A 20421-nucleotide genomic window follows, 5' to 3' on the forward strand; every position below is an offset into this window, starting at 1 on the left:
TACAGCCACAACCCATATCCAAGGAGAAACACACCATGGCATTCAGCAACGAAGAGGTCCTCGCAGGTCTGGCGGAGCTCATCAACGATGAGACGGGGATCGCGGCCGACGTCGTCGCCCTCGACAAGTCCTTCACCGACGACCTCGACATCGACTCGATCTCGATGATGACGATCGTCGTCAACGCCGAGGAGAAGTTCGACGTCAAGATCCCCGACGAGGAGGTCAAGAACCTCAAGACCGTCGGCGACGCCGTCGACTTCATCGTCAAGGCCCAGGCCTAAGCACTGCGATCGGGAGGCGGGACACGATCCCGCCTCCCAGCCTCGCACCCCACCGTCTTCCCCGGCGCGTCGCGCGCCTCCGGAACCCACTCGTTCCACACGATCACGCGGAGCCAGCAAACATGACCAAGAAGATTGTCGTCACCGGCATCGGCGCCTCCTCCCCGATCGGCGGCACCGCCCCCGAGAGCTGGGAGGCCCTGCTGCAGGGCGAGTCCGGAGCCCGCAGCCTCGACCACGACTGGGTCGAGCAGTACGACCTGCCGGTCCGCTTCGCCGCCGAGGCGAAGGTGCGACCCTCGGAGGTGCTGGAGCGCCCGGTCGCCAAGCGGCTCGACCCCTCCAGCCAGTTCGCGCTCATCGCCGCGCAGGAGGCCTTCGCCGACGCGGGCAGCCCCGAGGTGGCATCCGAGCGCTTCGGCGTCGACTGGGCCACCGGGATCGGCGGCCTCTGGTCGCTGCTCGACGCCTGGGACACCCTCCGCGAGAAGGGCCCGCGCCGGGTCATGCCGCTGACCGTTCCGATGCTCATGCCCAACGCGCCCGCGGCGGCCGTGTCCATGCACTTCGAGGCCCGCGCCTACGCGCGCACCGTCGCCTCGGCCTGCGCCTCGAGCACCGAGTCGCTCGTCAACGCATTCGAGCATCTCCAGGCCGGCTTCGCCGACGTCGTCATCGCCGGTGGATCCGAGTCGACGATCCACCCCATCACCCTCGCCGCCTTCTCGTCGATGCAGGCGCTCTCGAAGCGCAACGACGATCCGGCGGTCGCCTCGCGCCCCTACGACACCGCCCGAGACGGCTTCGTCATGGGCGAGGGCGCCGCGGCGCTCGTGCTCGAGACCGAGGAGCACGCGCTCGCCCGCGGCGCGCGGATCTACGCGGAGATCGCGGGCGGCGGCGTCACCGCCGACTCGTACCACATCACGGCGCCCGAGCCCGAGGGCAAGGGCGCGAGCCGGGCCGTGCTGCTCGCGCTCGAGGCCGCCGGCGCCACGCCGGATCAGGTCACCCACGTCAATGCCCACGCCACCTCGACCCCGGTCGGCGACATCGCCGAGTACACGGCGCTGCACCGCGTCTTCGGCGACCGCGTGAAGGAGATCCCGGTCTCGGCCACGAAGGCGTCCACGGGGCACCTGCTCGGCGGAACGGGCGCACTGGAGGCCGTGTTCACCGTGCTCGCCGTGCAGAACCGCGTGGCGCCCCCGACGATCAACCTCGTCGACCAGGATCCCGACATCCCGCTCTCCGTCTCCTCCGAGGCGCGGCCGCTCGGCGACGGCCCCCAGCTGGCCATCTCGAACTCCTTCGGGTTCGGGGGCCACAACGCCGTCGTCGCCATCCGCTCGGTGTAGAGGGATTCACCCGTCATCCCGCGCGGGGCGAGCGCGGCGAACGCAGTCGCAGGATCCGCGCCCGCGGGTGCTGCGACTGCGCCGTTCCGCCGGTGTAATACTTCGATACCCGGGCACGGGAACGGCTTCGTGGAGGTACGGTAGATCCCATGAAGCCGTTCCTGCTCATCACGACCCGGGGGGAGGACACCGAGGCTGCCGACGAGCACGCCGCGTACTGTCGCCTGACGGGCCTGCTCCCCGAGGAGCTCGAGTGGCGGCGCATCGATCGGGGGCCGCTCGGCGCGGTCGACTTCACGCGCTACTCGGGGATCATCCTCGCCGGCAGCCCGTTCACCGTGAGCGAGCCCGTCGAACGCAAGTCCCCCACCGAGCTGCGCGTGGAGGGCGAGCTCGCCCGGCTGCTCGACGACGTGGTGCGGCACGACTTCCCGTTCCTCGGGGTCTGCTACGGCATCGGCACGATCGGGGCGCACCAGGGGGCCAGGGTGGATCGCACCTACGGCGAGACCTCGCAGGCCGTCCGCATCGGCCTCACGCCGGCCGGGCTCGAGGACCCGCTGTTCTACCAGCTGCCGCCCGAGTTCGAGGCCTTCGTCGGCCACAAGGAGGCGATCGCCGAGGTGCCGCCGAGCATCAACGTGCTCGCGAGCTCGCCGAGCTGCCCGGTGCAGGCCTTCCGCGTCGGTCGCAACGTCTACGCCACGCAGTTCCACCCCGAGCTCGACACCGCCTCGTTCAGCTCGCGCGTGCGCGCCTACGCGGATCACGGCTACTTCGACCCCGCCGAGGTCGACGCCATCATCGAGCGGGTCGAGAGCGCCGACGTGCGGGCCTCGCACATGGTGCTCGGCCGTTTCGTCGAGGAGTATCTCGACTCCCGCACCACGGTCACCGCAGCCTGACCCTCAGTCTGAGCGCGGGCCTCCGCACGCATTCATATGATGAAGTGCGATAGAATGTGGCAATGCCCCCGATGCGTCGCGCCCCCGCCGCGCCCGACCGCGCGGGGAGCCCGGATCCCGCAGACGCGCGGACGCCCGCGCCACCGCGCGGCCTCTCCCGGCGCGGTGCGCTCGCGCTGCTCGGCGGAGGAGCGGCCGGGGTCGCCCTCGGCGCCGGCGCCGCGGTCGCGCTGACAACCGTGAGCCGCGCCTCGGGATCGGGCGGCCACGAACTCAGCTACCCGTTCTACGGGCCCCATCAGGCGGGCATCATCACCCCGTCCCAGGACCAGATGCACTTCGCCGCGTTCGACGTCGCGGCCCGCACCACCCGTGCGGAGCTCATCGAACTGCTGCAGGACTGGACCTACGCGGCCAGCCGACTCACCCAGGGACTCGAGATCAGCGTCGCCGGCGCGTTCGACGGCGGGGAGTACATGCCCCCGGACGACACCGGCGAGGCGGTCGGCATCTCCCCCGCCGGGCTCACCATCACCTTCGGCTTCGGCTCCAGCCTCTTCGAGACCGCGGAGGGCGAGGACCGGTTCGGGATCGCCGCCCGGCGCCCGGGCGACTTCGCCGAGCTGCCGAAGATGACCAACGACTTCATGGATCCGGCGCGGTCGTTCGGAGACCTCTGCGTGCAGGCCTGCGCGAACGATCCGCAGGTCGCCGTGCACGCGATCCGCAACCTCACCCGCATCGCCTTCGGGCGCGCGCAGATGCGCTGGTCCCAGCTCGGCTTCGGCCGCTCCTCCTCCACCTCCGTCTCCCAGGAGACGCCGCGCAACCTCTTCGGGCAGAAGGACGGCACGGCGAATCTGCATGCCGAGGAGCCGGCCCTGCTCGACGAGCACGTGTGGATCGGCGACGGAGCGGACCGCCCGTGGGCGGCCGGCGGCAGCTATCTGGTGGCGCGCCGCATCAGCATGACCATCGAGGTGTGGGACAGCCTGCAGCTCGGCGAGCAGGAGCGGGTCACCGGACGCGACAAGCGCGAGGGAGCGCCGCTCTCCGGCGGCACGGAGTTCACCGAGCCCGACTTCGCGGCGACGGGCGAGGACGGCGCGCTGCTCATCGACGAGCGCTCGCACGTGGCGCGGGTGCACCCCGACCACAACGACGGCATCAGAATGCTGCGCCGCAGCTACAACTTCGTCGACGGCAACGACGCGCAGGGGCGCCTCGATGCGGGACTGTTCTTCATCGCGTTCGTCAACTCCCCCGATCGATTCTCGCGCGTGCACCGCAGCATGTCCCGCGACGACATGTTCGTCGAGTATCTGAAGACCACGGGCACGGGCGTCTACCTCGTGCCCCCGGGGATCGAGGACGGCCAGTACATCGGGCAGCAGCTCTTCGAGGGATAGCCGCGCCTGCCTCGTCATCCTGCGCGAGCACCGGCGAGGGGAACGCGAATCCCGGGCCGCCCATCTCGACAAGCTCGATGGGCGGCCCGGGATCCCGATTCCCTCGGATCAGCCGTCGATGCCGAGCACCGTGCCGGTGAGCTTCGACAGCGGCTCGCGAAGCGCGTCGATCTGCGCCACGAGCTCCTTCTGCTGCTCATCGGTCACCTCGTCGTAGAGGGTGTATCCGCTCTCGAGGCTGCCGTACTGATCGAGCAGCGACTGGAGGGCGTCGAACTCCTCGTCGATCTCGGCGGCGAGCTCGGCGCCCTCGGCGCTCTTGCGCTCCGCGATCGGGGCGACGAGATCGAAGGCGATGCGCGAACCCTGCAGGTTGGCCTGGAAGTCCCACAGGTCGTAGTGCGACCACCAGTTCTCCTCGCCGGTCACCTTGCCCACCGCGATCTCCTCCAGCAGGCCGATGGCGCCGTTGGAGACGGTGCCGACGTTGATGCCCTGCTCCGCGATGAAGTCCTCCGCGTGCACCGCGTCGTACAGCTCGTTCACGTCCGCGATCAGGGTCTCGCCGATCACCTTGCGCTGCTCGGGGGTCGACGGCTCCCAATCCTCCCAGGCGTTCACGCCATCGGCGTTCAGCGCGTCCTTGGCGGGCTGCCAGAGATCCTTCTCGATGCGGTGGAAGCCGAGCCACTCGGTGAAGGTGGGATCATCGCCCTCGAGCTCCTCGGCCTCGGCGATGTAGTCCACCTCGCGGTAGTCGATGCGCGGGTCGAGCACGCCGAGCGCCTCGGCCACGGGCTCGATCCGCTCGTAGTTGACGCGGATGTCGGCGTAGAGATCCCTCGCCTGCTCGTCGTCGCCCTCGATGTAGGCGTTCGCGAAGGTCTCGACGTTCGGCACGAGCTCGGCGACCTCGTTCTTGACGAAGTTCACGTAGTCGACGACGACCGCGTCGAAGAGCTCCTGATCCTCACCCTCGAGCTCGATCTCCTCGCCCGTCACGGTGAAGCCGGCCTCGCCGACGTTCGCGCCGCGCATGCCCGGCTTGCAGGCGGTGAAGTAGTCGCCGGGCTGCAGCGCGACGGTGAGGTCGGCGGAGGCCCCGGGGGCGATGTTCTCCTTCTCGGCGGCGATGCGCAGGCCGTCGCTGCCGAGCAGGTAGAACTCGGTGGTCTGGTCGCCGTCGTTGGTGATGCTGAAGGTGACGTTGCCGCTTTCGACCGTGGCCGCCGAGACCACGCAGTCGTCCGCGGTCGAGCTGACGGTCAGCGCGTTGCCGCCGCCGGCCTGGTCGCCGGTCGCGTCCGCGTCGGTGCCGTCGGAGTTCTGGACGCAACCCGCGAGCAGGAGCACGCCCGCGGTCGCGAGACCGGTCGCTACGAACAGTTTCTTCTTCAATGTGTCTCCTTTGTGAGAATCGCAGGGGTGCGAGCTGAGGGGGTCTGCGGGGTCGCGATCGGGGGTTGCGCGACGGGCTTCGCGCGAGGGGCCCGGGCCGCGCGCGCCTGCGCGATCACGCGGCTGAGGAAGAGCGGGAACACGATGCCGATGTAGAGCGCCCAGGCCGTGACCTCGAGCCAGCTCATCAGCGGCACGAAACCGAAGATGCCCTTGAGGAAGGCTGCGAGAGCACCGCTGGGGGCGATCACGTCCTCGACGTTGAAGGCCCATCCGAAGGGGTACGCCGCCAGCCAGAACGGTCCCTCGAAACCGGTGAGCACCTCGCCGGTGCGGAAGTTGGTGGGGGTGATCGGGTGGCCCGAGAACGGGCCGGGCAGCACGGCCGCCTCCTGGAGATCGTGGATGCCGTAGGCGAGCACTCCGGCCGAGACGATGACCAGGAAGGCGCCCGTCCACGCGAAGAACACCCGCAGGTTGATGCGCAGTGCGCCGCGATTGAGCATGACGCCGATGGCGACCGCGATGGCGATGCCGCTCAGCGCTCCGCCGAAGGCGAGCGGACTGTTCGCCCAGCCCCACAGGAGCAGCGTGGTCTCGATGCCCTCGCGCCCCACCGTGACGAACGCGAACCAGAAGATCGCCCATCCGGTGCCGATCGCCAGCGCGTGATCGACGCCCTCCTGCAGCTCGGCCTTGAGGCTGCCGGCCGTGCGCATCATCCAGAACACCATCCAGGTGATCATCGCCACGGCGACCAGCGACATCGTTCCGCCGATGATCTCCTGGGCCTCGAAGGTGAGGCCGTAGCGCCCGAAGGTGAAGATCGCACCGAGCGCGAGCGAGAGCAGCACCGCGATCGACACGCCCAGCCAGATCTTGCGCTTCACGTCGCCGCGTCCGAGTCTGCCCACGTAGGCGAGGAGGATGCCGATGACGAGGGCTGCTTCCAGCCCCTCGCGGAGGCCGATCAGGAACGAGGCGAAGAACAAGGGCGTACTTTCATGTGATCAATGTAAGGCGACCCTTACCTCATTAACATAGTAGAAAACATCAGATGAAGGCAACATGAAAAAGGGGCGCCACCCCGAAGGGTGACGCCCCGAGCCCGGAACGGCCGGCCGGCTCCTTACTCCGCGTAGTGGGAGAAGAGGAACCAGCGATCCTTGTCCAGCTGCTGCGCGAGGGAGATGACGATGTCCTGGCTGACGAGGTCGATGTCGTCGAGCCCCTTCACCGCCGCGTACACGGTCTCGAGAGTGGCGTCGAGCTGCGCCACGACCTCTCGGACGGTCACGTCGGACTGCTGGAAGCCATCGCTGAGCTCCGGCGTGGTGGTGCGCGCCGCGACGGTGCCGATGCGGGCGTCGATCGGCAGGCCGAGCGCCACGATCCGCTCGGCGACCTCGTCGGCTCCGTCCTGAGCGTGCGCCACGACCTCGTCGAGGAACTCGTGCACCCCCATGAAGTTCTCGCCGCGAACGTGCCAGTGGGCCTGCTTGCCGTTGACGGCCAGCGCGACGAGATCGTGCACGACCGGGCTGAGGTACTGCGCCACGCCCGTGGGGCGATGCAGGTCGCCCTGCGCAGCGGGAACGGTAATCTGCTTGGTAGCCATCGAGTGGAACCCCTTTCGTGTACGAGAACTGATATCTATAACCGTACGCCGATTTCCGCGGACCGCAAGCAAGGGTAGCCTGCACTTACCGCGAACATTTCCCCAGATGACAGCCCAAAAAAGCGCGGAATCGCATGAGATGCGCCTGGGAATCCCGACGCGGTCCGCTCAGGCGGCCACTCGCGCGAGCAGCTGCTGCGGCTCGCAGCGCGGTCCCGTGAAGAACGGCGTCTCCTCGATCACGTGGCGCCGAGCGCCCGTGGCCCGCAGCTCGCGCATCAGGTCGACGATGCGCAGCAGTTCGTCGGCCTCGAAGGCGAGCAGCCACTCGTAGTCGCCCAGCGCGAAGGCCGCAACCGTGTTGGCGAGCACATCGCCGTAGTCCCGCGCCGCCGCGCCGTGCTCCCGGAGCAGCTCCCGGCGCTCGTCGTCGGGCAGCAGATACCACTCGCGGCCGCGCACGAAGGGGTACACGCACACGTAGCCGCGGGGCTCGTCGCCGGCGAGGAACGCCGGCACGTGGCCGCGGTTGAACTCCGCGGCGCGGTGCACGCCGATGTTCGACCACACGGGGGCGAGGCGGCCGCTCCCCCAGTCGAGCACCGTGCGATACGCGCGCTGCAGCGCCTCGGGAGTCGGCGCATGCCACCACACCAGGATGTCGGCATCGGCGCGATATCCCGACACGTCGTACCAGCCGCGGGTGACGAGCCCGTCGATGCCCTCGAGCTCGCCGAGCAGGCCCCGGACGATCCCGCGCCAGGCCGGCGAGATGCCGACCCCGGCGGCCGCGCGCTCCACGCGGTAGACGGCGTACATCGTGTAATTGACTCCGGCGTTGATCTCCTCGGCGACGTGCCGATGATCGACCCGTGCCGCCGTACTCGGCTCGCCCATGTGCGTCTTCCCCGATTCCATCAGTCCTCCGAACCCGCGATGACAGGGATCCCCGTCACCTCGCCGTGCCGCATCCGGCAGCTCCCTGCCGGCGCCTCGTCGGGGAACGCTCCGAGCGAACCCACGGTGCGGGCCTGCGCCGCGTCTCCGCGCTCGCGCCTCGCGCGCTCCACGATCATGTCCACGAGACCGCCCACGAAGGAGGGGCGCACGCCGACCGTCCCCGCGCGCACCGCCTGCACGCCGTGCTCGGCCGCCGTCTCGAGGGCCTCGACGTCGAGGTCGAAGGCCACCTCCATGTGATCGGAGATGAAGCCGATGGGGGCGATCACGATCTTCCGCACGCCCTGCGCCGCGAGCGCCTCGATGTGGTCGTTGACATCTGGCTCGAGCCACGGGACGCGCGGGTCGCCCGAGCGCGAGCAGTACGCGAGCGACGACGCGAGCCGCACGCCGAGGCGCTCCGCGAGCGCGGTGTCGATCGTCGCGCGCACGTCCTCGTGCTGCTCGCGGTACCCCGGCCCGGTGACCGCGGAGGCGTCCTGCATCGTGTCCGGGATGGAGTGCGTGACGTAGACGACGTGGGCGCCGTCCAGGCCGCCGTCGAGCGAGGCGGCCGCCTCCTCGATCGCCTCGATGTTCGCGGTGACGAATCCCGGGTCGTTGAAGAACGGGCGCAGGATGTCGATGCGGGGGGCGGCCCCGCCCAGCTCGGCCACGGCGGCCGCGAGGTGCTCCCGGTACTGGCGGCTGCCCGAGTACGAGGCGTAGGCGCTCGTCACGAGGGTCAGGATCCGGCGCGCTCCGAAGGCGCCGGCGTCGCGGAGCGTGTCGACCGTATAGGGGTGCCAGTTGCGGTTGCCCCAGATCACGGGCAGATCGATGCCGCGGGTCTCCAGCTCGCCGCGCAGCGCATCGACCAGGGCGAGGTTCTGCTCGTTGATCGGGCTGCGGCCGTCGAAGTGGTGGTAGTGCTCGCCGACCTCCGCCAGACGCTCCTCGGGGATGCCCTTGCCCCGGGTCACGTTGCGCAGGAAGGGGATCACGTCGTCGGTGCCGTTCGGCCCGCCGAAGGAGCAGAGCAGGAGGGCGTCGTACGGTGCGGTCTCGCTCGAGGGCGCTTTTTCGGTCATGACTTGCACCGTATCATCAGCGTCCCTGTAGATCTGATGTATAACATCTGATCTGCGGCGCCTCCTCGCCCCACCGCCCCTGCGCGGTCGGGATCCCACGCCAGGGCGGCGCCGATCCGCTGCCGCGCGCCCGCGCTGGCTATAGTTGATGCAGGTTTCACGCACATCACCAGAGGTCACTCCCCCATGACAAGTCCGACGCGCGGCTCCCAGAAGGCACGCGACACCCTCGATTTCCTGCGCGGCAAGATCGCGAGCAGCGAGTGGGGCGTCGGCGACCTCATCCCGAAGGAGCCGGAGCTGATGGAGCTCATCGGCGTGGGCAAGTCGACGGTGCGAGAGGCGGTCCGCTCACTCGCGGCCTTCGGCATGCTCGAGACCGTGCCCGGCGTCGGCACGTTCGTGCGCTCGCGCACGCCCGTGAGCACGATCCTCACCGAGTTCCTCGCCGACCACGATCTGGAGGAGGTGCTGGTCTACCGTCGCTCGCTCGAGATCGAGGCGGCCCAGCACGCCGCCATCAACCGCAGCGAGGAGCATCTCGAGCTGCTCCGCCAGGCGCACCGCCGCGCGCGGGAGGCCCCGCACGAGCCCGTCGACACCTGCGATCACAGCACCGTGCCCGGCTCCTTCCACCTGCTCGTGGTCGAGGCGAGCGGCAGCAAGCTGCTGCTCGACCTCTACCTCGGCGTGATGTCCGTGCTGCAGCGCGCGAGCTCCGAGGGCCGCGTGATCCTCGGCACCACGCTCGAGACGATGCGCCGCGATCACGGCGCGGTGCTCGAGGCGATCGAGGCCCGCGACGTGCGCAACGCCGCGCACTCGATGGCGCTGCACGTCGACCGCGATCTCGGCCTGCGCACGGACATGCTGGAGTTCAACCCGCGCACCGAGCGCGCCACCTCGCTCATCGACGCCGGCTACGATCCGGACGCCGCCTGAGGGCCCGGGCGACCCGGTAAGCTGGAACGGTTGCCCGAGGGGCGGTAGCTCAGTCGGTTAGAGCAGCGGACTCATAATCCGTCGGTCGCGGGTTCAAGCCCCGCCCGCCCTACTCCACGTCTCGTTTCCCGCCGGCGCCCCGGGTCGCCGTCGTCGGCGCCCCGGCCGGCCGGCCGGCGCGCGACCGTTCGACGTCAGTCGTCGAACTCCTGCTTCAGGATGTCTCCCGTGGTGGCGTCCACGTAGAACTCGATGAGCCTGCCGTTCTCGCCGGCCAGGATCTCCCAGACCATCGCACCGCGGTCGGTGTCGAGGTCCAGCTCCCGGATCTGCCCGTCGGACAGGGCCCCGAGGGCGATGTCCATCGCCGCTCCCGCGGTGATCGCCGGAGCCGAGCTGCGGGCTGCACTCGGGAGGGCTTCGCCCCGCTCACGCCGCACCTCGCCCGAGACGGCGTCGACGTAGAGCTCGACCCCGTCGCCGGCCTCGGTGCGCACGAGCACGCTCCAGACGTCGCCGCTCTCCGGATCGACGGAGATCACCGCGCCCGGCCGGGCCGCCAGAGCGGCCTCCGCCGCGCGCACCGCCGGGTCGGCGCTCCCGGGCTCGCCGGTCGGCTCCTCGTCGGGCGTCGGAGCGTCCTCGGCCGCCGAGGGCGACGGATCCGGCTGCGCGGACTCCTCGACGGTCGGCGCGGAGGGCCCGGTGGCGGAGGCGCATCCGGCCGTCAGCAGCAGCACGGCGCCGAACAGGAGGCCGGTGACGACTCTGGTAGGGGCGTTCATGATGTCCTCCTCGACTCTGACGTGCTTCAAGTCTCCGCGCTTCGGGCTTCGCCGTCGAGCCCTGGCCGCTGCGTCACCGGAGGCTATGTCGATCGAGCCGAGGCACGGCGCACCGCGGACGCGACGCGCCGCCGACGCCCGGGCGCGCACCCGCGGCTACGCCGTGGCGCGCTCGACGCAGACCATGACCCTGCCGCGCTTGGCGCACACCCTCCAGCGCTTCTTCGTGAGCATCCCCCCGTCGCCGTCCTCGCCCGCGGAGCCTGCGAACTCGATCGAGACGCCGTCGACGTCCTCGATCGCGAGTCCCACCTCCGCGAGGAGCGCGGCGATGTCCACCCGCACGGAGAGCAGGTCGGCGACGCGCTGCAACTCGTCGCCGTGCGCGGACAGGCGCTCGAGATCCTCGGACATCGCTTCCTCCTCGAGTCGGGTTCGGAGCATCAGCGTACGTCCGGCCCCGCAGCCCGGCGACGGGGATACGTATTTCCTCCCGCCGATGCGGTCGGTGCCGACCGGAGCGGCCGCGGTTCGCTCCGTCGAGCCGGTGCCGGGTAGGCTCGTCTCGAGTCGGAGAGGTGCGCGGGATCGCCATCGCCCGACGCGCGCGGGCGCGGGCCCGCGCGATCCACCCGCCCTCCCCCTTCCGCAGAAATGAGCGCCATGGCGATCGGTTCGACGATGCACATCTTCGAGGTGGAGCTGGCCGACGTCGACCGCGGGGTGTACGAGAGCTTCACGATGCGCGTGGCCCGCCACCCCTCGGAGACCGACGCGTTCATGATGACGCGCATCCTCGCCTACTGCCTCGAGTACGAGGAGGGCATCGTCTTCGGGGGCGGGGTCTCGACCCAGGACGAGCCGGCGGTCGCCGTGCGCGACCTCACCGGAGCGATGACCGCGTGGATCGAGGTCGGCGCCCCCGACGCGGCCCGGGTGCACGCCGGCAGCAAGCTCGCGGGCCGGGCGGCGGTCTACACGCATCGGGACCCGGCGAAGGTGCTCGCCTCCTGGGCGGGGAAGACCATCCACCGCGCCGAGGACGTCGTGCTGCGCAGCTTCGACCCGGGCTTCATCGACGACGCCGTCTCGGCGCTCGAGCGGCGCAGCGCGCTGACCGTCTCGGTGACGGAGGGCCAGCTCTACCTCGAGCTCAACGGCGCCGCGCTGAGCACCGCGGTGCACGAGCACGGGTACAGCTAGCCGCTCCGCCCGGACGCGGCGGCGCCGGTCCCGGCGCGATCCCCGGCACGGCGGCCTCAGATGCGGCGAGGACCCGGCCCGTCGATGCCGAGTTCGTCCTCGGGGTTCAGCAGGCGGCAGGCCTTGAGGGACAGGCAGCCGCAGCCGATGCATCCCGTGAGCTCGCGCTGCAGATGCTCGAGCTGCGTGCGGCGCTCCTCGAGCTGCGTGCGCCACAGCTTCGCGACCCGTCGCCAGTCCCGCTGCGAGGGCAGGTGGTCGAGCGGCAGGCTGACGAAGACCTCCTGCACGTCGCTCAAGGGGATGCCGAGCCGCTTGGCGACGACGATCAGGGAGATCCGCCGGAGCATGTGGCGCTGATAGCGGCGCTGGTTGCCCGCGGTGCGGGTGGATGCGATGAGGCCCAGCTGCTCGTAGAAGTGCAGGGCCGAGGCGGGCACGCCGGTGCGTCGCGAGACCTCGCCGATCGCGAGCAGGTCGTCCGGTTCCAGGGTCATCGTCATCTCCTCTTGACCTCGAGTTTACTTGAGGTATTAGCGTGATGAGCGGACGCCGGCCCGGCCCCCGGAGGCGACGAGCCTCCGACCGACCACGGAGAGGGACACACGATGACGACGACCGAGCAGGACACCGCGTCGGCGGGAACCTGGAGAGAGCTGTTCGGCACGCGGTACGCGCCGATCGCCGCGGTGCTCGCGGGCGGGGTGCTCCTCGAGGCGAGCAACGTCTACCTCACCACCAGCCTCCTGCCGACGATCGTGGGCGAGATCGGCGGCGCCGAGTTCTACGCCTGGACCATGATGGTGTTCCTGCTCGCCTCCGTCGTCACCTCGATGCTCGTGAGCAGGGTCCTCACCCGGCAGGGCGCGGTACGCGCCTACATCGTCGCGCTGGGCCTCTTCGGGCTGGGCTCCATGCTGTGCGCCGCGAGCCCGTGGATGTGGGCGCTGCTCGCCGGACGCGCCGTGCAGGGCCTCGGCGGCGGACTGCTCGCGGGCCTCGGCTACGCGCTCATCCAGCGGGCGCTGCCCGAGCGTCTCTGGGCGCGCGGCGCGGCCCTGGTGTCGGCGATGTGGGGCGTCGGAAACATCGTCGGCCCGGTGGTCGGCGGCGCGGCCGCCCAGGTGGACGCCTGGCGCGCGACGTTCGTCGGCCTCGCGGCGGTCTCGGTGCTCATCGGTCTCGTCGTGCTGCGGTGGATGCCCCGCACCGCCCGTTCACGGCCGAGCGACTCGGTCCCGTGGGCCTCGCTCCTGCTGCTCGCGGGCGGCGTGACCGCCGTCGGGGTCGCCGGCGTCGTACCGACGGGCGGCTCGACCGCGGTCGCGATCGTCGTCGGGATCGCCCTGGGCGCCTGGTTCCTGCGGCACGAGGGCCGGAGCCGCGACGGGATCCTCCCGAGGATCACCTTCGCCCGCGGATCATCGCTGCGATGGGTGTACCTGTCGGTGGCCGTACTGGCCTTCGGCATCGGAACCGAGGCCTTCATCCCGCTCTTCGGACAGGAGATCGGCGGGCTGATCCCCTTCACCGCCGGACTGCTCGGCGCGGCGATGTCGTTCGGATGGTCGGCGACGCAGATCTTCACCGCGAGCGCGTCGCGGGACGGGTCGCGTCGCGGGCTGATCCTCGCGGGCCCGCTGGTGGTCGGAGCCGGGCTCGCGGCCTACGGCCTGCTCCAGCACGACGGGCCGTCCGCCCTCGTCGTCGCGCTGTGGTTCGTCGCGCTGTTCATCGCCGGCGCCGGCATCGGCCTGGGCTTCCCCCATCTGACCGTCGCCGCTCTCGGGAGCACGACCGGCGAGGAGGAGGGCGCGAAGGCGGCCGCCGCCGTGAACACCGTCTTCATCATCGCCAGTGCGTTCTCCGCCGCGCTGGCCGGCGTGCTCGTCAACATCACCGCCCCCGACCTCGTGCGATCGGCACAGCTGCTCATGCTCGTGTTCGCGGGCGTCTCCGTCCTCGGGGTGCTCGCGGCGCGCGGTGCCGGGCGCGGGATCGGCCGCGGTACCGACCGCGACTGATCGCCCGGCGGAGCCGAGACGGCTACATCACGATCGTGGTGGTGCTCGCGTTCACGTGCCGCAGCCGGGTGGCCGCCGAGACGATGAGCACGCCGATGAGGATCAGGCAGAGCCCGCCGACCACGGCGACGATCGAGAGCGCCAGCGCCGGCAGCACGAGGGCGGTGACGCCCCCGAGCAGCATGAGCGCACCCGGCAGGATCGCGAGGGCCCGTCGCCCGGCCAGCCGGGCCGCGACGGCGATCCAGATCGCCCCGAGCACGATGAGCCCGGCGCCGACGGAACTCACGAGCACGGCGACCGTGAACTCCGAGAACACGATCGCGAGCACCCCCGCGGCGAGCAGCAGGAGGCCTCCGATCACGGCGGCCGAGGATCCGCGCGCGAGCAGCGCGAGTCCGTTGGCGATGAGTGCGGATCCGAAGAGGATCGCCAGCGCCCAGCCCCCGGCGAAGAACGGCCAGATCAGGAAGCCGACCCCGACGAGCGCGATGAGCACCCCCGCGATCAGCGGGGTCCACCAGGGGAACCGACGCGTCGTCGTGACGCGGTAGGGAACGGGCTGCTGGCTCACGTGCGACCTCCTCCGGTCAGGGCCTCGTCTTCAGGGTACGGCACCCCGCCGTGTGCGCGCCCCGTGATCGCCGACGGCGTAGCCCACCACGGCCGGACGGGCGAGGCGCCTGGGAGAATGGGAGCATGACCCGCGAGCTGTTCCTCTCCCCCGCACTGGAGGCGGCCCCGCGGCTGCTCGGCGCACTGCTCACCGTCGCAGCGCCGGAGGGGGACGTCACGATCCGCATCACCGAGGTCGAGGCCTATCACGGAGTGGGCACCGACGGCCCGTACGATGCGGGCTCCCACTCGAAGGACCGCCGCACCGAGCGCAACGCCTCGATGTTCGGGCCGCCCGGTCACGCCTACGTCTATTTCAGCTACGGCATGCACTTCGCGCTCAACATGGTGTGCTCGCCCGAAGGGGCCGCCTCGGGGGTGCTGATCCGCGCGGGCGAGGTGGTCTCGGGCGCCGAGCTGGCGCAGGCGCGGCGCGCGGCGAAGCGCGGCGCGCCGATCGCCGCGCGGATGCTGGCCCGAGGTCCCGGCAACCTGGCCTCGGCGCTCGGGATCCGCCGCGAGACCCACGACGGCCGCGATCTCTTCGCGGCGCCCTTCGCGCTGCGACTGCCGGGAGCCTCTTCGGCGCCGACGCCCGAGGAGGTCGCGAGCGGGCCGCGCGTAGGGGTGGCGGGCGAGGCCGGCGGTACCGCATTCCCGTGGCGGTTCTGGATCGCGGGCGACCCCACGGTCTCGGCGTTCCGCCCGGGTCGCGGCGCGCAGCCCTTCCTCGCGGTCGAGAGGTCGCGCCGATAGCACCGGGTCATTCCGCGCGCGGTCGCAGAATCCAGAGCAGTGGTGGATCCCGCGGCTCGCCTGGCGCGGTGGCGGATGACGAGGAGGACCGGCGCGACCGCTGAGCGGCTCAGCCCTTCATCGCGACGCCGCGACGCCAGTAGCCCATGAAGGCGACCTGCGAGCGGGCGATGCCGAGATCGCGCACGAGGTGGCGTCGCACGGTCGTCACCACTCCGCTCTCGCCGGCGATCCAGAAGTAGCGCTCGTGGCGGCCGGGCTCCTGCGCGATCTCCTCGCCCAGCCCGGAGTACTGCGGGGTCTCCCAGAGCAGCTGCTCGGCGCTCGGCCCGCCGGAGGCGGGGGCCTCCTCCGCCTCGGCGTCCGGGGCCCCGGGCGCATCGGAGTCCGAGGGGTCGCCCAGGTGCTCCAGGACGGCCGGGATGAGCTCCGTCCCGTGCAGCCCGTCTCCGCGCGGCAGCCAGCGCAGCTCCACCCCGGCGGGCGCATCGACCGGCAGGCGGTCCGCTGCCAGCGGCACCTCGATGAACGCGATCCCGCGCGCCTCCGCGGGCAGCTCCTCGAGGATCCGGGCGATCGCGGGGGCCGCGGTCTCGTCACCGGCGAGCAGCACGCTCGCCGCATCGCCGGGCTCGAACTCGATCCCGCCGCCGTCGAGACGCCCGCGGCGCGGGGCGACGAGGAGCAGCTCGTCGCCGGCCGCCGCGCGGCTCGCCCAGAGCGACGCGGGCCCGGTCGCCCCGGCCTCGAGGTGCAGCACGAAGTCGACGACGAGGCGCGTCTCCCCGTCCGCGCCGACCTGGAGCTCGCGGATCGAGTAGGTGCGCATCGATCCCCGCGCCTCCTCCGGGATCGCGAGCCAGGCCGCGTACCAGTCCGGGCCGTCCTCGAGCCGCGGCAGCGCCCCGGATCCGGGCGGGAAGATCAGCTTGATCCGCTGGTCGAGCGTGCGGTCCGGGTTGCCGACCCCGCGCAGCGGATCACCGCCGAACGTCACCCGGACGAACGTCGGGGAGACCCGCTCCACCCCCAGTACCGTCGTCCGCACCACCGCGAAGGGGGTCGGTGCCTCGTGCTCCGGCTTCGCCGGTCGCCTCTGCTGCGTTGCTGACATGATGCCTTCCGATCGGGATGACGAGGGGGGTGCCGGAGACCGGATCCGCGATCACCCGGCAGTCGAGCGCGAACACCTCGCGCACGAGCGACGGATCGAGGACGGCCGTCGGGGCGCCCACCGCACGGATGGTCCCCTCGCGCACCGCGACGAGCACGTCGGCGTAGCGCGCGGCGAGGTTGAGGTCGTGCAGCACCATCACGATGGTGGTGCCGCGCTCGCGGTTGAGCTCGCGGAGCAGGTCGAGCACCTCGAGCTGGTGGGTGACGTCGAGGTAGGTGGTCGGCTCGTCGAGCAGCAGCACCTCGGTCTCCTGCGCGAGCGCCATGGCGATCCACACGCGCTGGCGCTGCCCGCCCGAGAGCTCGTCGACGGCGCGATCGGCGAGGTCGCCCGTGCCCGTGGCGTCGAGCGAGGCGGCGACCACCTCGTAGTCGCGCGCGTTCCAGCGGGCCATGGCCCGCTGATGCGGATGCCGGCCGCGCCCGACCAGGTCGGCCACCGTGATGCCCTCGGGAGCGATCGGGTTCTGCGGCAGCAGGCCGAGCACGCGCGCGAGCTCCTTCGTGGACCGGGTGTGGATGGCACGGCCGTCGAGCGTCACCGCGCCCGCCTGCGGTTTGAGCAACCGGGCGCAGCTGCGCAGCAGCGTCGACTTGCCGCAGCCGTTGGGACCGACGATCGCCGTGATCCGTCCGGGCTCGAAGGCCAGGTCGAGACCGTCGAGGATGCGTCGGTCGCCGTAGGCGATGCTCAGCCCCTCGGCGGTGAGCTGGTGCGGGGAAGCGGTCATGAGGTCTGTCCTGTGCGGTTCATGCGGATGAGGAGGAGGATCAGGTAGGGCGCTCCGAGCACACCCGTGACGACGCCGACGGGGTAGCGCTCGCCGAGCAGGTTCTGCCCGACGAGATCGGCGAGCAGCACGAGCAGCGCGCCCGTGAGCCCCGCGGGGACGAGGATCGATGAGCCCGGCCCGGTGAGGCGGGCGGCGATCGGGCCGGCCATGAACGCCACGAACATGATGGGCCCGCTGCCCGCGGTGGCGAAGGCCAGCAGCGCCACGGCGGCGACGATCAGCACGAGGCGGGCACGCCCCACGGGCACCCCGAGCGCGGTCGCGGCGTCGGAGCCGAAGCGCAGCAGCTCGAGCGAACGGGCGCCGAGCAGCAGCACGGGCAGCAGGGCGGCCGTCGCGAGCGCGAGCGGCGCGAGCTGCTCCCAGGCGGCGCCGTTCAGGCTGCCGGTGAGCCACTGCATGGCCCGCTGGATGTCCCACTCCGCCGCGCGGGCGAGCATGTAGGAGGTGATGCTCTGCAGCATCGATGCGAGGCCGATGCCGATGAGGATGAAGCGGGTGCCCACGAAGCCGCCCCGGTTCGACAGCAGGAAGATCGCCCCGGCCGTCGCCAGGGCCCCCGCGAGCGCGAAGACCGAGGTCGCCGAGTCGTTCAGCCCGAGCACGATGATGCCGAACACCGCGGCGGCCCCGGCGCCCGAGCTCACGCCGAGGATGTCGGGCGACGCGAGCGGGTTGCCGAGCATTGTCTGGAACGTGGCGCCGGCGATCCCGAAGGCGAAGCCCGCGAGCACGGCGAGCGTCGCGCGGGGCAGCCGGAGCTCCCCCACGGTGAACGCCGCACCGGGCACCGGCTCGCCGAGTACGACCCGGACCACCTCGTCGAGGCCGTAGAAGGTGCGGCCCACCATGAGCGTGGCGGCGAAGGCGAGCAGCACGGCGGCCGCGAGACCGGCGACCGCGAAACTGCGTCGGCGCGACCGCCGCCGCCTCCCCGTCGCGATCAGCGTCGCGCTCACAGCTCCCGCACCTTCTGCCGGCGCACGATCCAGATGAGGAACGGCGCACCGAGGAAGGCGGTGACCACACCCACCTCGACCTCCTCGGGCCGCGCGATCACCCGGCCGAGCACGTCCGCGCCGAGCAGCAGCACGGCGCCCGCGAACGCCGAGCACGGGATCAGCCAGCGGTGGTCGGGGCCGATGAGCGTGCGGCAGAGGTGCGGTACGAGCAGCCCGACGAAGCCGATGGGGCCGGCGACGGCGGTGGCCGCCCCGCACAGGATGACCGCTCCGCCCGCCGCGAGCGCGCGGGTGCGCATCACGTGCTCGCCGAGCCCGGCCGCCAGGGAGTCGCCCAGCGCCAGCGAGTTCATGCCCCGGGCGGTCCACACGCAGATGAGCGCGCCGATCGCGAGGAACGGCAGCGCGACGGAGACGCTCTCCCAGGTGGCACCGCCCACGCTGCCGACGCGCCAGAACTGGAAGGTGCGCAGCAGATCGACGCGGGGCAGCATGATCGCGTTGGTGAGCGAGATGAACGCCGCGGCGCTCGCGGCGCCCGCGAGCGCGAGCTTGTACGGGGTCGGCCCGCCGCTGCCGAGCGAGCCGACGGTGTACACGAAGACGGCGGCGAAGGCCGCGCCCGCGATCGCGATGCCCATCAGCGCGAAGGGCCGGTGCGCGCCGAGGAAGCTGATGCTCGCCACCACCGCGAGCGCGGCGCCGCTCGACACGCCCATGATGCCCGGCTCGGCGAGCGGGTTGCGGGTGACCGCCTGCATGGCGGTGCCCGCCACCGCGAGCGCGGCGCCCACGAGCACCGCGAGCACGGTGCGCGGCAGGCGCTTGAGCACCGCGCCCTCGCCGACGGTCTCCGACGAGCCCTGCAGCGCGCCGACGACCTCCGCGAGACTGACGTTGCGCGCGCCGATCGCCACGGAGGCGATGCAGAGCAGCAGCACGAGTGCGACGAGCACCAGCAGCCAGCCCGTGCGCCGGGCCGCGCTGCGCCGCAGCACTTCGAGGGCCGGAGCCCCGGCGCCCGGAGTTCCGGGTGCCGGGGCTCCGGCCGCCGCCGCCGTCGGGATCACTCCCCGCTCTGACCCGAGGTCGCGGCCGCGAGCAGCGCGAAGTAGTCGTCGATGCCCCAGCCGATGGAGAGCGGCGAGGGGTTCGCCGAGGCCGCGAGCGGCGTCGCATCCTCGAGGATGGCGATCCGTCCCACGGTCACCGCGGGGATCTTCGAGAGCAGCGGGTCGGCCTGGATCTGCTTGACGAACGCGCCCTCGGCGTCGCCGTAGGTGACGATGACGTCGACGTCGTCGAAGCGGTCGGCGACGTCGGAGCTGAGCTCGACGTAGAACTCCTCGGTCTTCGCGCTCTCCTCCTCGACGATCGCCGGCTGGGGCAGGCCGAGACCGGCGAGGAAGCCGGGACGGGTGTCGTGCACGGTGTAGAAGCCGATCGTGGAGAGATCGGAGGGGTTCAGGTACGCGAAGAGCAGCTTCTGGCCCTCGAGTTCGGGGTGCGCGGCGAGCGACTCGTCGATCTGCGCGTGCAGATCCTCGATGAGCGCCTCGCCCTCCTGCTGCAGGCCGAGCGCCGTCGAGTTGAGCGTGATCATGTCCTCGAGCGAGGTGCCCCACGGCGTCTCGGGGTACGCGACCACCGGGGCGATCTTCGAGAGCGTGCGGTAGTCCTCCTCGGTGAGGCCCGAGTAGGCGGCGAGGATCACGTCGGGCTCGGTGTCGGCGACGGCCTCGAAGTCGATGCCGTCGGTCTCGTCGAAGAGCGCGGGGGTCTCGGCGTCGAGCTCCTCGAGCCGCTCCTCGACCCACGGCAGCACCCCGTCGCCGTCGTCATCGCCCCAGGTGGCCTTGCTCATGCCGACCGGCACGACGCCGAGCGCGAGGGGCACCTCGTGGTTCGCCCAGGCCACCGTGGCCACGCGCTCGGGCTGCTCCGTGATCGTGGTCGTGCCGTAGACGTGCTCGATCTCGATCGGGAAGCCCTCGCCCGATCCGGTGCTCTCGGTCTGAGCCGCGCCTCCGGACGAGCAGGCGGCGAGTGCGGTGGCGAGCGACAGAGCGGCGGCGCCGCAGAGAAGACGTGAGACGCGCAAGAGCGTTCCCTTCTGATGGACCGTCGAGCGGCAGAGCCCGAGGCGCACCCTTCGCGCGCCA

At 71.4% G+C, this 20421-nt stretch carries 22 protein-coding genes and 1 tRNA gene; 9 read left to right on the forward strand and 14 right to left on the reverse strand.

Annotated elements, in window-relative coordinates:
* Positions 1–35 precede the first annotated feature (35 nt).
* The 4 genes from ACWKZU_RS13570 (at position 36) to efeB (ending at position 3956) form a co-directional block, all read left to right on the forward strand.
* Positions 36–284 carry an acyl carrier protein gene (locus ACWKZU_RS13570; RefSeq protein ID WP_017794148.1) on the forward strand — a complete coding sequence of 83 codons (249 nt, stop codon included), beginning with the start codon at positions 36–38 and terminating at the stop codon, positions 282–284.
* A gap of 122 nt (positions 285–406) precedes the next feature.
* The gene (locus ACWKZU_RS13575) at positions 407–1642 is read left to right on the forward strand and encodes a beta-ketoacyl-[acyl-carrier-protein] synthase family protein (RefSeq protein WP_449282862.1); all 1236 of its coding nucleotides are present in this window, start codon (positions 407–409) and stop codon (positions 1640–1642) included.
* 149 nt (positions 1643–1791) lie between these two features.
* A complete protein-coding gene (locus tag ACWKZU_RS13580; protein ID WP_449282863.1) occupies positions 1792–2547 on the forward strand; it encodes a glutamine amidotransferase in 756 nt (251 codons plus the stop codon).
* 62 nt (positions 2548–2609) lie between these two features.
* On the forward strand, positions 2610–3956 hold the full coding sequence (gene efeB, locus ACWKZU_RS13585; RefSeq protein ID WP_449282864.1) for an iron uptake transporter deferrochelatase/peroxidase subunit: 1347 nt from the start codon (positions 2610–2612) through the stop codon (positions 3954–3956).
* Positions 3957–4064: 108 nt separating this feature from the next.
* Here the strand turns inward: efeB and efeO are convergent, their stop codons facing one another.
* The 5 genes from efeO to ACWKZU_RS13610 form a co-directional block, all read right to left on the reverse strand.
* A complete protein-coding gene (efeO, locus tag ACWKZU_RS13590; RefSeq protein WP_449282865.1) occupies positions 4065–5354 on the reverse strand; it encodes an iron uptake system protein EfeO in 1290 nt (429 codons plus the stop codon).
* Positions 5351–6346 (reverse strand): iron uptake transporter permease EfeU, encoded by a 996-nt coding sequence (gene efeU, locus ACWKZU_RS13595; RefSeq protein WP_449282866.1) that lies wholly within the window; start codon positions 6344–6346, stop codon positions 5351–5353. The genes efeO and efeU overlap by 4 nt, the downstream gene beginning before the upstream one ends.
* 137 nt (positions 6347–6483) lie before the next feature.
* Positions 6484–6972: a Dps family protein gene (locus ACWKZU_RS13600; protein ID WP_449282867.1), complete on the reverse strand. Its 489-nt coding sequence runs from the start codon at positions 6970–6972 to the stop codon at positions 6484–6486.
* Between the two features lie 168 nt (positions 6973–7140).
* Positions 7141–7890 carry a hydrogen peroxide-dependent heme synthase gene (gene hemQ / locus ACWKZU_RS13605; protein WP_449282868.1) on the reverse strand — a complete coding sequence of 250 codons (750 nt, stop codon included), beginning with the start codon at positions 7888–7890 and terminating at the stop codon, positions 7141–7143.
* Positions 7890–9002, reverse strand: a complete 1113-nt coding sequence (locus tag ACWKZU_RS13610) for a ferrochelatase (RefSeq protein WP_449282869.1) — start codon at positions 9000–9002, stop codon at positions 7890–7892. Before ACWKZU_RS13610 ends, hemQ begins: the two co-directional genes overlap by 1 nt.
* A gap of 186 nt (positions 9003–9188) precedes the next feature.
* Between ACWKZU_RS13610 and ACWKZU_RS13615 the strand changes: the two genes are divergently transcribed.
* Both ACWKZU_RS13615 and ACWKZU_RS13620 read left to right on the forward strand, forming a co-directional pair.
* Complete coding sequence (locus ACWKZU_RS13615) at positions 9189–9944, forward strand: FadR/GntR family transcriptional regulator (RefSeq protein ID WP_449282870.1); 756 nt, start codon at positions 9189–9191, stop codon at positions 9942–9944.
* A 38-nt stretch (positions 9945–9982) separates the two neighbouring features.
* Positions 9983–10056: transfer RNA gene (locus ACWKZU_RS13620), tRNA-Ile, on the forward strand.
* Between the two features lie 82 nt (positions 10057–10138).
* Here the strand turns inward: ACWKZU_RS13620 and ACWKZU_RS13625 are convergent.
* Both ACWKZU_RS13625 and ACWKZU_RS13630 read right to left on the reverse strand, forming a co-directional pair.
* Positions 10139–10729: a PepSY domain-containing protein gene (locus ACWKZU_RS13625; RefSeq protein ID WP_449282871.1), complete on the reverse strand. Its 591-nt coding sequence runs from the start codon at positions 10727–10729 to the stop codon at positions 10139–10141.
* Between the two features lie 156 nt (positions 10730–10885).
* Positions 10886–11143, reverse strand: a complete 258-nt coding sequence (locus ACWKZU_RS13630; protein ID WP_449282872.1) for a hypothetical protein — start codon at positions 11141–11143, stop codon at positions 10886–10888.
* Positions 11144–11392: 249 nt separating this feature from the next.
* On the opposite strand from ACWKZU_RS13630, the gene ACWKZU_RS13635 reads away from it, so the two are divergent.
* The gene (locus ACWKZU_RS13635) at positions 11393–11932 is read left to right on the forward strand and encodes a YaeQ family protein (RefSeq protein ID WP_449282873.1); all 540 of its coding nucleotides are present in this window, start codon (positions 11393–11395) and stop codon (positions 11930–11932) included.
* Between the two features lie 56 nt (positions 11933–11988).
* Here ACWKZU_RS13635 and soxR read toward each other — a convergent pair whose 3' ends face one another.
* Positions 11989–12429, reverse strand: coding sequence for a redox-sensitive transcriptional activator SoxR (gene soxR, locus ACWKZU_RS13640; RefSeq protein WP_449282874.1), 441 nt, complete (start codon positions 12427–12429; stop codon positions 11989–11991).
* A 111-nt stretch (positions 12430–12540) separates the two neighbouring features.
* On the opposite strand from soxR, the gene ACWKZU_RS13645 reads away from it, so the two are divergent.
* A complete protein-coding gene (locus ACWKZU_RS13645) occupies positions 12541–13956 on the forward strand; it encodes an MFS transporter (protein WP_449282875.1) in 1416 nt (471 codons plus the stop codon).
* A gap of 22 nt (positions 13957–13978) precedes the next feature.
* On the opposite strand, the gene ACWKZU_RS13650 is transcribed toward ACWKZU_RS13645, so the two are convergent.
* Entirely contained in the window at positions 13979–14530 is a 552-nt protein-coding gene (locus ACWKZU_RS13650) for a DUF308 domain-containing protein (protein WP_449282876.1), read from the reverse strand.
* Positions 14531–14655: 125 nt separating this feature from the next.
* Between ACWKZU_RS13650 and ACWKZU_RS13655 the strand changes: the two genes are divergently transcribed.
* Positions 14656–15327 carry a DNA-3-methyladenine glycosylase gene (locus tag ACWKZU_RS13655; RefSeq protein ID WP_449282877.1) on the forward strand — a complete coding sequence of 224 codons (672 nt, stop codon included), beginning with the start codon at positions 14656–14658 and terminating at the stop codon, positions 15325–15327.
* Positions 15328–15436: 109 nt separating this feature from the next.
* Here ACWKZU_RS13655 and ACWKZU_RS13660 read toward each other — a convergent pair whose 3' ends face one another.
* Genes ACWKZU_RS13660 through ACWKZU_RS13680 form a run of 5 tightly spaced genes read right to left on the reverse strand, consistent with a single transcriptional unit; the run spans position 15437 to position 20360 of the window.
* The gene (locus tag ACWKZU_RS13660) at positions 15437–16324 is read right to left on the reverse strand and encodes a siderophore-interacting protein (protein WP_449282878.1); all 888 of its coding nucleotides are present in this window, start codon (positions 16322–16324) and stop codon (positions 15437–15439) included.
* On the reverse strand, positions 16308–17234 hold the full coding sequence (locus tag ACWKZU_RS13665; RefSeq protein ID WP_449282879.1) for an ABC transporter ATP-binding protein: 927 nt from the start codon (positions 17232–17234) through the stop codon (positions 16308–16310). Before ACWKZU_RS13665 ends, ACWKZU_RS13660 begins: the two co-directional genes overlap by 17 nt.
* Entirely contained in the window at positions 17231–18256 is a 1026-nt protein-coding gene (locus tag ACWKZU_RS13670) for a FecCD family ABC transporter permease (protein WP_449282880.1), read from the reverse strand. The genes ACWKZU_RS13665 and ACWKZU_RS13670 overlap by 4 nt, the downstream gene beginning before the upstream one ends.
* Entirely contained in the window at positions 18253–19329 is a 1077-nt protein-coding gene (locus tag ACWKZU_RS13675; protein ID WP_449282881.1) for a FecCD family ABC transporter permease, read from the reverse strand. Before ACWKZU_RS13675 ends, ACWKZU_RS13670 begins: the two co-directional genes overlap by 4 nt.
* Positions 19326–20360, reverse strand: coding sequence for an iron-siderophore ABC transporter substrate-binding protein (locus ACWKZU_RS13680; protein WP_449282882.1), 1035 nt, complete (start codon positions 20358–20360; stop codon positions 19326–19328). The genes ACWKZU_RS13675 and ACWKZU_RS13680 overlap by 4 nt, the downstream gene beginning before the upstream one ends.
* Positions 20361–20421: the final 61 nt, after the last annotated feature.

The organism is Leucobacter sp. (genome assembly GCF_053528595.1).